This is a genomic window from Nannocystis pusilla, assembly GCF_026626665.1.
Lineage (GTDB): Bacteria > Myxococcota_A > Polyangia > Nannocystales > Nannocystaceae > Nannocystis > Nannocystis pusilla.
Window position 1 is genome coordinate 7,743,344 of the sequence record NZ_JAPNKE010000002.1, and the last position, 13,296, is coordinate 7,756,639.

Here is a 13,296-nt window from a genome sequence, read left to right on the forward strand (position 1 = left end):
TCGCGCCGCGCGTGCCGGAGTCCGAGCCGGCCATCACGAGGGCGCGGGGTCCTGGGCGTAGCCGCGGGCGAACGACTGTGCGGCGACGATGCTGGCGATCGCGCCGAAGGCGGCGCCGACGTCGCCGATGCTGCCGCAGAAGGTCTGATACTGCAGGGACCGCAGCGCCGCGTGAGCCCGCGTGGCGAACAGGCCCCACTCCTCGCTGCGGTAGCGCTCGCCGTTGATGTCGCAGTACACGGCGTCCGCCGCGTGCGCGGGCAAGTCCAGGCCCGCGGCCGCGTCCATCACGGCCTCGCTCAAGGCGAGCCCGAAGGACCCGGCGTCGCTGTCGCGCAGCTGCGTCTCCTGGTGGACGCCGACGCCGGAGATCGTAGCGAGGGGCCGACGCTTGAGCCGCGCTCCGAGTCGCCGTCGCCCGAGCACGAGGCAGCCCGCAGCTTCACCGGGCGTGAACCCACCACGCACGCCGTCTTGCGCGAGCCTCCGCGCTTGCTCGAGCCAGACGAGGCTCTCGTCGTCACAGTAGCTATCGACGCCGACGACGACATGGAGGCGATCCGCGTCCGCGGCGGCGAGGATCTGTCGCACGCACTGCATGACGCCGGCGTGGCCCCGGCCGCCGGTCGTCGCTCGTGTGCGAAAGCCTCGCTGGCGCGCCGCGTCGGCGCTCGCACGCGCCACGGTGGCCGCAGCATGGTCGTCAAAACCAGGACGCTGCTCCGGGAGGGCCAGCCAGAGCTCACACTCGGGGACCGCACCCGGAGCGAAGTCGGCGAGGGCTTCGGCCACGGCGGACGAGGCGAGCTCGACCATGCGCGCGAGCCCCTGAAGCGCGTCCTTCAGCCGGGCGTCGGCGCCGATGATGAGCGGCTCGCCTCGCATCGTGGCGAAGGCGAATCTCGGAGGCGACTGATGCCCGCCCGGATCGCCGCGGCGCTGGCCGGCGCCGTGAGACCGACCGGGGTTCGGGCGCCGATGCCCAGCAGGTCGATCATGCCGACGCCTCCTCGATGAAGGTCTCGTCGAGGTAGTCCACGTCGCTGGCGCGGACCGGTAGCGCGCTCTGCCAGATCAGCGAGAGCCGGCGCTCGTCGGTCTCCAGCAGTACCGTGGTTAACCGTGTGCCGTGCTCATGCTCGGTCGTTCCGAAGCGGGAGCTCAGCGCGAAGCGCTTGCGGGGGAGCTCGACCACCAGCATGCCCTCGGGGGTCATGTTCGACACAGCCATCCGCTCTCCGCCGACGAGCGGCATCGATGGGCGCTGGTCGTGCGGTGCTGCGAGTGCGAAGGCCGGGTCGTAGTCGCGGGGGAGGAGGGGCTTGCGCTCGCGGACCCACGCTGTGTCGTAGGTTCCGGCGAGCTCGCGTCGTGGGAGCCAGCCGCGGTCGATGGGACCGAACCCCGCGGGCCCGGTCGCTTCGGGACGCCCCGCGGCGTATTCGATGGTGTGCGCCGGAGTCTCGACGTCGGCGGCGTCGACCGCGAAGCCGCGGCCCGCCGGGTTGCGTTCGTCGAATCGCCACCGCGAGGGGTCGGGGTCGCGGAAGTCGCCGCCGCCGAATGCCGACTCGTACCGCAGCGGCTGTTGGACGAAGGGGCGTGGCGAGGTGGTCGTCAGCCCCATGACGCCGTCACGGTAGGCCCGCTCGCCGTAGACCACGAGGCCCTTGTCCACGGACCCCAGCCGGAGCGCGACCTGGACGCTCGTAGCCGGTCGCTCTCCAGGCGCGACGACGGAACCGTGCACAAGGATATCGGTGCTGGGCTTCACCTCGAGCAAGTCGGAGTCGTAACGCAGGCTCGAGCGCCCTGCCTCGCCGAAGTGTTCGGGCGCAAGGGCCGGAGGGCCTGCTCGTCGAGCAGCGTGAGCCGGCCGCGATGGTCGACGTCGTAGGTGGCGCGAATGGCGACGAGCCACCAGTGGATGCCGTTCTGGTCACGAATCCAGTTGCGCGCGGCCGCATACGGGGTCCGGTTCGTCAGGCACCACATCGCAGTGGGGCCGGAGGTTAGCATGACCCCGCCGCTGCTTGCCCTTGCGCATCGCCGCCCCAGCCGTGTGCTCGCAGGGCGCCCCTGGCCCGCTCGACCAGGCCGTAGGGCGAGCCACGTAGCGCCTCGCGTCGCGGTGGTACGCCCGGTACACCTCTGCCTTCGCCCACGCGCCGAATACCTCGTGCAGCTCGTAGCACCCGTCGAAGAGGTGCGGCGTCTCCTCGTCTGCGTGCGCCACCCGGATCGCCTCGAGCGGTCGCGCGAACTCCTCGGCGCTCGCCACCCGAGCCTCTGGCAGCACCGCCACCGCCGCCTCGACCAGCGCCTCGAGCTCCGCCGGGATCCCCGCCCTTCGGGGCGAGTTCCCGCATCGGCGGGTACTCGCCCCGGCACCGGCAGCACGCTCGTGCAGAGCCTGGTAGGTCGATCGTCACCCAGAGCCCGTAGGTGTCGTAGCAGGGGTCCGCCTCGGTCAGCGCCGCCTCCGGACTCCAGCGCCATGTGCGCCATGTACGGCGCCCCGTCCTCGGTCTCCCCGACCGCGAGCACCCGGACCTGGTGCAGATCGCGCAGGTTGGTCAGCAGCCGGCCCTCATCGGAGAACCGCCGCCACGCGTCTATGTTACCCTCCCGCAGCATCTTCACCGCCGCCAGCCCGTGGAGCAGCAGGTCTTTGCTCAGGAACACCTCGGCCATTCCCCGCGTCCGATGCGCTTCTCGACCTCGAAGCGCCCCCCGAGCACAGCTTCGTTCATGTCCTCCCCCCGCTCGGGGAACACCGTCTACCCCTCGCGTGGCGCGCGGTCGTCGCGGAGGCCTGGGGACGGGGTCGGGGTCGAGTCCGTCAGGGCCGAAGCCAACCCGCATGAGCGGCGAGATTCTGACCGTCCTGGAGGTTGCCACCTTGCTCAAGGTCGCGGACCAGACCGTCTACACGATGGCGCAGAAAGGGGAGATCCCGGCATTCAAGGTGCGCGGCCAGTGGCGATTCCGGCGGTCGAGACCGACGCGTGGATCCAGGCCCAGACCACCCCACCACGCCGTCAGGGGGATGGGATGCGTAGCTCCGCCAACCCGCCGCTCACCATGCGAGCTCCTTCCCTTCTCTCGTGCGCCGAAGCGGCGCCCCGCTTCGGAGACGTTTGAACATGGATCAGGCAGCACACAACAAGATCGTTTCCTTCATCTGGGGCATCGCCGACGACGTCCTCCGCGACCTCTTCGTGCGCGGCAAGTACCGGGATGTCATCCTGCCCATGTTCGTGCTTCGCCGCCTCGACGCCGTGCTCGAGCCGACGAAGAAGGAGGTCTTCGATACCAAAAAGTTGCTCGACGAGGCCGGCATCACCGAGCAGCACGCGGCGCTCTGCAAGGCGTCTAACCAGGCGTTCTACAACACATCGAGGTTCAGCCTGCGAGACCTCAAGTCACGTGGAAACCAGCAGCAGCTGAAGGCCGACTTCGAGGACTACCTCGACGGGTTCTCGCAGAACGTGCAGGATATCCTGACCAACTTCGAGTTCAGGAGCGTGCTCGCCCGTCTCTCGAAGAGCGACGCCCTCGGCACGCTCATCGAGAAGTTCCTTGACCCCGAGATCAACCTGAGCCCGGAGCCTGTCAATGACTTTGAGACACGGTGCTGATCAGGTTTAGTGAATGTGAGATTTCACCGGAGAGGTGCTCCGAAGGTGGATCCATCGCGATGCACCTGTCCGTAAGGACATGGACTTCGTACTCGCGAGGGCCGCGCTCGGGGCGGCCCGGAGGGTTGATGTAGACCGCGGCGGCAGGCCGGTGCGGCGTGGGTCTTCCATGGACGAAGCGCTCCGGGTGGGCGGCGTAGGCGGCGTGGAGGGCGGCAGTCCGGACGGACAGGACGGCCTCGGTGCGGCCGTAATGCACGTCCGCGGGGGCGAGGAAGGCGATGCCGGAGTGACGGTGGTGGTGGTTGTAGCCGTCGATGAAGCGGGCGCAGAAGGTGTGTGCTTCGTCGTAGGAGGCGAAGCGGTCGGGGTAGTCGTGGGTGTACTTGAGGGTCTTGAAGTGGGCCTCGGAGTAGGGATTGTCGTCGCTGACGTGGGGCCGGCTGTGCGAGCGGCGGGCGCCCAGGGCTTGGTAGAGGTCGGCGAGCTCGCGGGACGTCTGGACGGCGCCGCGATCGGCGTGAATGGTCAATTGATCAGGTCTAATTGTTGTTTGTCGTAGGTGGTGCGGAGCAGGCGCGCGGCGAGGTCGGCGCTCTCGCGGTGCGCCAGGGTCCAGCCGACGACGCAGCGGCTGTAGATGTCGAGCAGGACGTACAGGTAGTAGTATTGGCCCCGGGTCGGTCCTCGCAGCCAGGTGACGTCCCACGACCACACCTGGTTCGGCGCGGTCGCCAGCAGCTCGGGGCGCTTGTACTCGGTGTGCCGCCGCTGCTGCCGGCGCTCCCGGACCTCGCCATCCTGCGCGAGCAGGCGATACATCGTCCGCGCGCTGCACACCCAGCGCCCCTCGTCGAGCAGGAGCGCCACGATGACCTCGGGCGCCTTGTCGACGAAGCGCTCGCTGTGCAGCATCTCCAGCACCTCCTGGCGCTCTCCAGGGCTCAGCGCTCGCGGCGTCCTCCGCGGTCTCGGCGACTTCACCGGCGCGGGGCGGCGACGGCGGTACACGGTGGCGCGCGAGACGCCCAGCGCCTCGCACGCCTGCCGCAGACCTGTCCTCTCAGACAGCTCGCCCGCCTGCGCGATCAGGTCTTCTCGGACGGCTCGATCGTCGCGAGCGGGATCCCGAGCAATTGCGAGACTTTTTTGGACGTCGATGATCAGCTCCGCCGTCTCGAGCTTGTGCTCGAGCTGCGCCACCCGGCGGCGCAGGCGCTCCAGTTCTTTCTGCTCGGGGTCCTGCTTCGGCTTCGGTCCACGCTTCTTCGGCTTCAACGCCCCCAGGGTACCCTCGTCCCGCTGGCGCCTCCAGGTCGACAACAGCGAGCTGTACAGGCCCTCCTTGCGCAGGATGGCGCCGATCTGTCCCTCGCTCGCGTGGTCGGTCTGCGCGAGGATCTTCAACTTGTACGCGGGCGTGAAGCGGCGTCGCGGCGTCTTCTCGGCGGTCTCGGGGTTAGGCTCTCGTGCTTGAGTCGCCATCAGGTCCATGCCTCCGTTGCATCGCCCGATTCCAGGTAGAACTCCACCCTCAGGTGCTCTTCGCGGGGCATCGAACCCGGCGAAGCAAGGATTTCGATCGGGCTACACCGTTGCTGACTCGTCGCATCGCCGGCCGACGATCTCGACCCGCTCTCATCCCGCCTACTCGACGGCTCCTCGTTGCTCCTCGTTTCGAAGGCGCGCCTGATGTTCGTGGTCGCCGCAGGCACAGCAAGACTTTCGACCGGACTACACCGTTGCTGATTCGTCGCATCGATGGCCGACGACCTCGTCCTGCTCACACCCTGCCTACGCGATTGCTCCGGGCTGCCGCTCTCTTGGAAAACCCTCCTGGTGCTCGATGCCGCCGCAGGCGCAGCAAGACTTTCGACCAGACTACGCCGTTGCTGACTCGTTGCATCGGCGGCCAACGACCTCGTCCTGCTCACACAACGCCTACTCGATTGCTCCGGGTTGCCGCTTCTCTGGATGGTTGGTTTGCTCATGCTCTGGATTCACGGACTCGCCCTGCTCTCTAAACTTCGCGGGGACCGTGTCTCACAAGACATTGTCAGGTAGGGGCTGCGGCGACGGCATCGTGTGGACCGGCGAGGAGCAGTGCGACAACGGCCCCGACAACGGCCCCGGCAAGGCGTGTAGCGCGATGTGCGAGGCCAGTGCTTGTGGCGACGGCGACATCGGCCCCGGCGAGACGTGCGACGACGGGAACAGCGATGACACGGACGAGTGCGTGGCCTGCCAGCAGGCGAGCTGCGGGGACGGCTTCGTGTGGTCCGGGGAAGAAGATTGCGACGACGGAAACGACATCGACACCGACGACTGTACGAACGCCTGCGAGCCGGCGGACTGCGGGGACGGCATCGTCTGGGAGGGCGAGGAGGAGTGCGACGACGGCAATCAGGTCGACACGGACGGATGCTCGAACGCGTGCCTGAAGCCGCGGCGGGTGATCTTCGTGACGAGCACCGAGTACAAGGGCGACCTCATGGGCATGAGCGGCGCCGACTCGAAGTGCGAGGCGGCGGCGGAGACTGCAGGCTTTACGAACGCAGCAAGCTTCAAGGCATGGCTGTCGAACGAAGCGACCTGGCCGGCGAAGCGGCTCGACACCCAGTACCAGGGCATGTACGTGCTGATCGACGGCACCCCGGTGGCCGAGAACGGCTGGGCTGACTTGACCGACGGCGAGCTGCTGCACGCCGTGGACCTGACGGATACGAAGATGAAGGTGTCCAGCGCTCCGTGGACGAACACCAAGGCCGACGGGACCAGCGCCGGTGCCAACCACTGTGACGCCTGGACCAACTCGACCGGCGACTACTCCGGGGGCTTCGGCAAGACGAACGCGACCGACGCGACCTGGACCGAGGCGGTGGGCATAGCGCCGTGCGACGGCGCTCGTCGCCTCTACTGCATCGAGGATGTGTGATGCACCGCCTCGCACGCCGGATGTCCCCCAGGACATGTTTGTTCGCGCTGGTCTTCACCGCCTGCGCCCGCGAGCCCGAGCACCCGCCGTGGCAGTGCAACGACGACTTCGTCTGCGACCCTGACGAGAACCAGGAAATCTGCCCGTCGGACTGCGTGTGGAAGGACGAGACGGGCGAAGGCCCCGCGGCGGCGGTGTGCGACGCGCAGGAGAACTGGACCTTCGTGCAGGCGTGCCTCGGCACGTGCGGGAACGGCCAGGAGGATGAGGACGAGACGGCGGAGACGTGCCCGCGCGACTTCCCGGGGCCGGGCTGCGGCGACGGCGTGTGCGCGCCCGACGAGGACCCCGCGCGCTGCCCGATCGAGTGCCACCCCGGGAGCTGCGGCGACGGAGCGTGCGAGCTGCACGAGAACGCCGCCATCTGCGCCGAGGACTGCACGCCCGGGTGCGGTGACGGGGTGTGTCAGGCGGACGAAGAGGCGGCGTGCGCGAGGGATTGTTTGCCCTGCTCCAGCGACTCGTGTGTCTGCGGGGACATGGTCTGCGGGACAGGCGAGTCGATGATGAGCTGCCCGCAGGACTGCACCGAGCCCTCCTGCGGCAACGGGGCGGTGGAAGAGGGCGAGCCGTGCGACGACGGGAACGACGTCGACACCGACGCCTGCACCAACGCCTGCGCCATGGCGAGCTGCGGCGATGGCATCGTGTGGACCGGGGAGGAGCAGTGCGACAACGGCCCCGACAATGGCCCTGGCAAGGCGTGCAGCGCGATGTGCGAGGCCAGTGCTTGCGGCGACGGCGACATCGGCCCCGGCGAGACGTGCGACGACGGGAACGCGGACGACACCGACGATTGCGTGGCCTGCCAGCAGGCGAGCTGCCGCGACGGCTTCGTGTGGTCCGGAGAAGAAGATTGCGACGACGGAAACGACATCGACACCGACGACTGCACGAACGCCTGCGAGCCGGCGGACTGCGGGGACGGCATCGTCTGGGAGGGCGAGGAGGAGTGCGACGACGGCAATCAGGTCGACACGGATGGATGCTCGAACGTGTGCCTGAAGCCGCGACGGGTCATCTTCGTGACCAGCAAGAAGTTCGAGGGCGACCTCGGTGGCCTGAGCGGCGCGGACGATGAGTGCGAGGCGGCGGCAATGACCGCCGGCTTTACGAACGCAGCAAGCTTCAAAGCATGGCTGTCGAACGAAGCGACCTGGCCGGCGAAGCGGCTCGACACCCAGTACCAGGGCATGTACGTGCTGATCGACGACACCCCGGTGGCCGAGAACGGCTGGGCTGACTTGATCGACGGCGAGCTGCTGCACGCCGTGGACCTGACCGAGACGAAGATGAAAGTGTCCAGCGCTCCGTGGACGAATACCAAGGCCGATGGGACCGCCGGCGAGAATGACTGCAACGCCTGGACCAACTCGACCCTCGACTACTCCGGTGGCTTCGGCAAGACGAACGCGACCGACGCGACCTGGACTGAGGCGGTGGGCACGAGTTTTTGCTCCGGCTCTGCCCCCCTCTATTGCATCGAGGATGTGTAGTGCATCGCCTCGCACGCCGGCTGTCTCTCAGGACATTTTTGTTCGCGCTGGCCTTCACCGCCTGCGCCCGCGAGCCCGAGTACCCGCCGTGGCAGTGCAACGACAACTTCGTCTGCGACCCTGACGAGAACCAGGAGGTCTGCCCGTCGGACTGCGTGTGGAGGGACGAGACGGGCGAGGGCCCCGCGGCAGCGGTGTGCGACGCGCAGGAGAACTGGACCTTCGTCCAGGCGTGTCTCGGCACGTGCGGGAACGGCCAGGAAGACGAGGACGAGACGGCAGAGACGTGCCCGCGCGACTTCCGGGACCGGGCTGCGGCGACGGCGTATGCGCGCCACTCGAGGACCCCGCGCGCTGCCCGATCGAGTGCCACCCCGGGAGCTGCGGCGACGGGACGTGCGAACTGCACGAGAACACCGCCCTCTGCGCCGAGGACTGCGCGCCTGGGTGCGGCGACGGGGTGTGTCAGGCGGACGAGGAGGCGACGTGCGGGCGAGACTGCCTCTCCTGCACTTCCGACTCGTGTGTCTGCGGGGACATGGTCTGCGGGACAGGCGAGTCGATGATGAGCTGCCCGGAGGACTGCACCGAGCCGTCCTGCGGCAACGGGGCGGTGGAAGAGGGCGAGCCGTGCGACGACGGGAACGACGTCGACACCGACGCCTGCACCAACGCCTGCGCCATGGCGAGCTGCGGCGACGGCATCGTGTGGACCGGCGAAGAGCAGTGCGACAACGGTCCCGACAACGGCCCCGGGAAGGCGTGCAACGCGATGTGCGAGGCGAGTGCTTGCGGCGACGGCGACGTCGGTCCCGGTGAGACGTGTGACGACGGGAACAGCGATGACACCGACGAGTGCGTGGCTTGTCAGAAAGCGTTTTGCGGCGACGGAGCGGTCCAGGCAGGCGTGGAGCTGTGCGACGACGGTAACGACATCGACACCGACACTTGCACAAACGCCTGTGAGCCGGCGGAGTGCGGCGACGGCATCGTCCAGGAAGGCGTGGAAGAGTGCGATGACGGGAATCAGGTCGACAGCGACGGCTGCTTCGAATGCCTGAAGCCGCGGCGGGTGATCTTCGTGACGAGCAAGAAGTTCGAGGGCAACCTCGGGGGCCTGAGCGGCGCGGACGAGGAGTGCGTGATGGCGGCGACCGCCGCCGGGCTAGCGAATGAAGCGAGCTTCAAGGCCTGGCTGTCGAGCCAGTTGAACGGGCCCGCGAGCCGGCTCGACACCCAGTACCTGGGGATGTACGTGCTGACCGACGGGACCCCGGTGGCCGAGAACGGCTGGGCCGACCTGACTGATGGCGAGCTCGCGCATGCCGTCGACCTGACCGAGGCGAAGGTGAAGGTGAACTCGGCCCCGTGGACGAACACGAGGACCGACGGAACCCCCGGCGAGAACCACTGCGACGGCTGGAACGACTCGACGCCCCAGGTCTCCGGCGGTTTCGGTTTTACGAACGTGACCGATCCGACCTGGACCGACGCGATGAGCACAGCCCCGTGCTCCGGCTCTGCCCCCATCTACTGCATCGAGGACCCGTGAAAGCGGCGTGAGCACGGTTGGGCGGACCTGACTGACGGGATTCTCTTGCACGCCATTGAAGAGAACTGAAAACGATCTGCCAATGGGTCGGCGGCCTGCCCGGCGGGGCGCGCAGCGTTAGGGCTGGCGGCGTTTGGAGGGCGTGGTGTTGAGGATGCGCTGGAAGTCCAGATAGTGCCCGAGACGTAACGCAACAGGGTAGGTCCATCCGACTCCCCGAGCGGTGTATGTGCATGTAAACAAGCCCGAGGACTGCGTTCGGCGAGAGACCGTGAATTTGCCCTTGCCTTTTGAGATACGCCCTCCTTATACGGCGAGACGCATGACACGCTCACCCAACAGCCCGACACCTGTGCCGGCCACAACCCCTCCCGAGGCGTTAAGGCACGCGAAGGGCTGGACGCTCCACGCCGAGGCGAGCCGCGAGATGGTCGGCGTGCTGTTCGGCGAGCGCTTCGAGGTCCGCGAGCCGATCGGAGCCGGCGGGATGGCCGCGGTCTACGTCTGCAAGGACCGGGCGCTGCACGGCCTGGCGGCGGTGAAGGTGCTGCGCGACGACAACGCCGACGCGCGCCGGCGGTTCGCCGACGAGGCGCGCCTGCTCGCCAACCTACGGCACCCGCACATGGTTCAGGTGCTCGCGGTCGGGGAGACCGCGGATGGGGCGCCGTACATGGCGCTCGAGTACCTGCCCGGGCAGAGCCTCGACGAGCGGTTGATCCGGCGCGGGCCGCTGCCGTGGCGCGAGGTCGTCGAGCTGGCGGCGCAGGTGGCCGGCGCGCTCGAAGCGCTGCACCGCGTCGGGGTGATTCACCGTGACGTGAAGCCCAGCAACATCGTGCAGATCGACAGTGCGGCGGGGCGGCCGGTCGTGAAGCTGATCGACCTGGGGATCGCCAAGATCCACGACTGGGCGCGCGTACAGGCCGGCGGGTTCACGCCTGTGCCGCGGCACAAGACCGAGGTCGGGAAAGTGGTTGGGACGCCCGGCTTCTACCCGCCCGAGGTGGCACTGGTCGAGGCGGACCCGCGCTTTGATACCTATGCGCTCGGGGTGACGATCTATCAGCTCTGCACAGGTGTCTTCCCGACGCCTGGGGAGTACCGGCCGATGGTCGAGGTGCGACCGACGTGCAAGGTGCCGCCGGAGCTCGAGGCGCTGGTGGCCGCGGCGGTAGCGGTCCTGCCGGAGGAGCGGGTGGCGACCGCCGAGGAGTTCCAGCGGCGGCTCGAGGCGATCCGCATCGCCCACGCCGACGACGCCGAACCGTTCTTGTTCGACGGGTGCTACGAGCTGATCGAGGTGCTCGGCGTCGGGGCGAAGGCCGAGGTCTACCGCGCGTATCACCGCGACGCGGCGCGCTACGTGGCGCTCAAGTTGCTCAGCGCGAGGTCGAAGGCCAGCTTCGAGGAGCGCGTGCGGTTCGCCCGCGAGGCACGGGTGCTCAGCGCGGTCAGTCATCCGGCCTTGCCCAAGTTGATCGACTGCCGGACGGCGACGAGCCGGAAGCAGCCGTTCATCGCCATGGCGCTGGCGAAGGGCAAGCGGGCGGGCGATCTGCATCGCCGGTCAGACGCTCGGGCCGGCCGACTTGATCGCGGTCGGGAGGCAGCTCGCGGGGGCGCTGGTCGCGCTGCATGACCGGGGGATCTTGCACCGCGACCTCAACACGTCGAACATCCTGATCGACCTCGGGCGCGAGACGACGGCGACGCTGATCGACGTCGGGATGGCTGACCTTACGGACAGGTTCTATGCGGTGGTCGAGCAGCGCTACCCGACGCCGCCCGAGTCGCGGCTCAAGCTCGGCACCGGCGGGCTCGAGATGCTCGAGTGGACGGCGCCCGAAGCCCGCGAGGGCAAGGGCTGGACGGCGAAGAGCGACGTCTACTCGCTCGGCTTGCTGCTGTACAAGATGCTGACCGGGAAGCGGCCGTTCACGGGGGACTCGAACGAGATGGTCTCGCCACGGATGTACGCGCCGGGGTGCCCCAGGGCGCTCGAGGCGGCGCTCCGCTGGGCGCTCCATCAAGACCCGGATGAGCGCGTCGACTCGAGTGAATTGTCCGGACACCCACTGCGCGACGACCTCCACCGGGGACAGCACCGGAGACATCACCACGTTGATGTCGGGCGGCGGAATCCAGACCGTCACCGGCGCCAACGAGAGCTCGACCGACGTCGAGCTGGACACCAGCAGCACGACATTGACCGAGCCGGCCGGGCCGCCGGCGGTTATGGAGTTCAAGCTGACGCCGGACCCGATCGGATTCAACGGGGCGATCACGGTGGCGGTGTCGGCCGAGCACGCGGACGGCGTGCGCATGGAGCTCGACTCCGGCGAGGTGATCGAGCTGGCGATGATCGAGCCCGGGCTCTTCGACGGCGAGATCGCCGTGCTGACGGGCCTCGTCAACGGGCCGCACGTCGCCCTGCTGACGCCATGGCGCGACATCGTCGACGGCGAGACGGTGCAGGCGCCCTACGAGGTCGCCCTCCCCACGCCCGGAAGTCAGGGCTTCTGGGAGACCGGCGACCTGATCGGCGGCGGCCAGGTCGCGGCCATGGGCGTACTGCCGGCCGGCGACGTGGTCGAGCTCGGGACGTTCCTCCCGAACGGCGAGTCGCGCTGCTACCTCCGCCGCCGCAACAAGGGCGGCGCGTGGGGGCCCGACGACTTGGTGACGATCTTGCCCGACAACAACTGCGCGCCGATCGACCTCGTCGTCGGCGACGATGGCGCGATGTTCGTCGCCGTCAACCGCGAGGGGGTCGACGGGGTGCGCTGGTGGTTGGCGAAGATCCCAGCGTGGGGACAGGCGCCGACGAACCTCGGGCTCGGGGCGAAGGACGAGACGGCCGTGGCGCTCGCGCGTCACTCGTCGGGCGCCGTGGCGGTCTGCGGCTACGCGCCGTCACCGTGGATGGACGACGACACGATGGTGCGGATCTTCCGGCCAAACCTTCCGGGCGAGACGCTGACCTTCGACTCCCCTGTCAAGCAGGCGCATTGGTTCTACGAGCGGACGCGCGACTGCGTCTACGTAGACGACACACTCGCGCTCGTCGGCGAGATGTACGGCAAGCACGGCGACGACATCAAGTCTCGCGATCGCCTCTTCATCCTCACTTTCGACGGTGAGATCCAGGACGTGGCCTGGACCGTGGCCCCGGCGGGCGTGAAGACCCAGAGTGGCGCTCAGGCGGTCGACGCCGACGAGGACGGTCGCCTCGTCGTCGCCGGCTACACCTGCGACGACGCGTGCCAGCCGGAGAGCGACCTTCGCATTTACGACACGCGCGGCGACCTCGCCTGGCAGACCTCGCTCGGCACCTTTCCGACCAAGCAGTTCGGCCCGCGGGACCTCGCATGGAGCCCAGCCGGTTACGCCGTCGTGGCCACCGGAGGCATGAAGGGCAACGAGACCGCCTTCACCGTCCGGGCCTTCGCCCGCTCCAAGATCGAGCCGGTGTGGACCTTCGCGCGCAAGGACGGCCAGGTGCTCCACCTGGCACTGGCACTGGCGATTGGTTCGTACGGCGAGGTCTACGCCGGGGGCCTGGGTGCGAACGGCTACCCCGCCGTCGCCTACATCGGTGGGTAGCGCGGG

Annotated in this window: 9 protein-coding genes and 3 pseudogenes; 8 read left to right on the forward strand and 4 right to left on the reverse strand. The window is 68.4% G+C overall.

The window, feature by feature from the left end; all coding sequences use genetic code 11:
* Nucleotides 1-33: 33 nt before the first annotated feature.
* Nucleotides 34-468, reverse strand: coding sequence for a hypothetical protein (locus OV079_RS34035; protein WP_267773471.1), 435 nt, complete (start codon nucleotides 466-468; stop codon nucleotides 34-36).
* Nucleotides 469-492: 24 nt separating this feature from the next.
* Here OV079_RS34035 and OV079_RS34040 point away from each other — a divergent pair, with 24 nt between their 5' ends.
* The gene (locus tag OV079_RS34040; protein ID WP_267773472.1) at nucleotides 493-1,017 is read left to right on the forward strand and encodes a hypothetical protein; all 525 of its coding nucleotides are present in this window, start codon (nucleotides 493-495) and stop codon (nucleotides 1,015-1,017) included.
* On the opposite strand, the gene OV079_RS34045 is transcribed toward OV079_RS34040, so the two are convergent.
* Together OV079_RS34045 and OV079_RS34050 are read right to left on the reverse strand one after the other, a co-directional pair.
* Nucleotides 995-1,921, reverse strand: a complete 927-nt coding sequence (locus tag OV079_RS34045; RefSeq protein WP_267773473.1) for a DUF2169 family type VI secretion system accessory protein — start codon at nucleotides 1,919-1,921, stop codon at nucleotides 995-997. The genes OV079_RS34040 and OV079_RS34045 overlap by 23 nt on opposite strands.
* 18 nt (nucleotides 1,922-1,939) lie before the next feature.
* Nucleotides 1,940-2,305 carry a hypothetical protein gene (locus tag OV079_RS34050; protein WP_267773474.1) on the reverse strand — a complete coding sequence of 122 codons (366 nt, stop codon included), beginning with the start codon at nucleotides 2,303-2,305 and terminating at the stop codon, nucleotides 1,940-1,942.
* An 841-nt stretch (nucleotides 2,306-3,146) separates the two neighbouring features.
* Between OV079_RS34050 and OV079_RS34055 the strand changes: the two are divergent.
* Nucleotides 3,147-3,623 (forward strand): annotated as a pseudogene (locus OV079_RS34055) (type I restriction-modification system subunit M N-terminal domain-containing protein); the annotation flags it as partial.
* A 136-nt stretch (nucleotides 3,624-3,759) separates the two neighbouring features.
* Here the strand turns inward: OV079_RS34055 and OV079_RS34060 are convergent.
* Nucleotides 3,760-5,135: pseudogene (locus OV079_RS34060) on the reverse strand (IS3 family transposase); the annotation flags it as partial.
* 544 nt (nucleotides 5,136-5,679) lie between these two features.
* Here OV079_RS34060 and OV079_RS34065 point away from each other — a divergent pair.
* From OV079_RS34065 to OV079_RS34085, 6 genes and pseudogenes are all read left to right on the forward strand, one after another.
* The gene (locus tag OV079_RS34065; protein ID WP_267773476.1) at nucleotides 5,680-6,576 is read left to right on the forward strand and encodes a DUF4215 domain-containing protein; all 897 of its coding nucleotides are present in this window, start codon (nucleotides 5,680-5,682) and stop codon (nucleotides 6,574-6,576) included.
* Complete coding sequence (locus OV079_RS34070; protein WP_267773477.1) at nucleotides 6,576-8,132, forward strand: DUF4215 domain-containing protein; 1,557 nt, start codon at nucleotides 6,576-6,578, stop codon at nucleotides 8,130-8,132. Before OV079_RS34065 ends, OV079_RS34070 begins: the two co-directional genes overlap by 1 nt.
* Before the next feature lie 538 nt (nucleotides 8,133-8,670).
* Nucleotides 8,671-9,684 (forward strand): DUF4215 domain-containing protein, encoded by a 1,014-nt coding sequence (locus tag OV079_RS34075; protein ID WP_267773478.1) that lies wholly within the window; start codon nucleotides 8,671-8,673, stop codon nucleotides 9,682-9,684.
* 322 nt (nucleotides 9,685-10,006) lie between these two features.
* Nucleotides 10,007-11,326 (forward strand): protein kinase domain-containing protein, encoded by a 1,320-nt coding sequence (locus tag OV079_RS34080; RefSeq protein ID WP_267773480.1) that lies wholly within the window; start codon nucleotides 10,007-10,009, stop codon nucleotides 11,324-11,326.
* Nucleotides 11,277-11,693 (forward strand): annotated as a pseudogene (locus OV079_RS59090) (protein kinase domain-containing protein); the annotation flags it as partial. The gene OV079_RS34080 and the pseudogene OV079_RS59090, both read left to right, overlap by 50 nt.
* Nucleotides 11,694-11,724: 31 nt before the next feature.
* Nucleotides 11,725-13,290: a hypothetical protein gene (locus OV079_RS34085; RefSeq protein WP_267773481.1), complete on the forward strand. Its 1,566-nt coding sequence runs from the start codon at nucleotides 11,725-11,727 to the stop codon at nucleotides 13,288-13,290.
* Nucleotides 13,291-13,296: the final 6 nt, after the last annotated feature.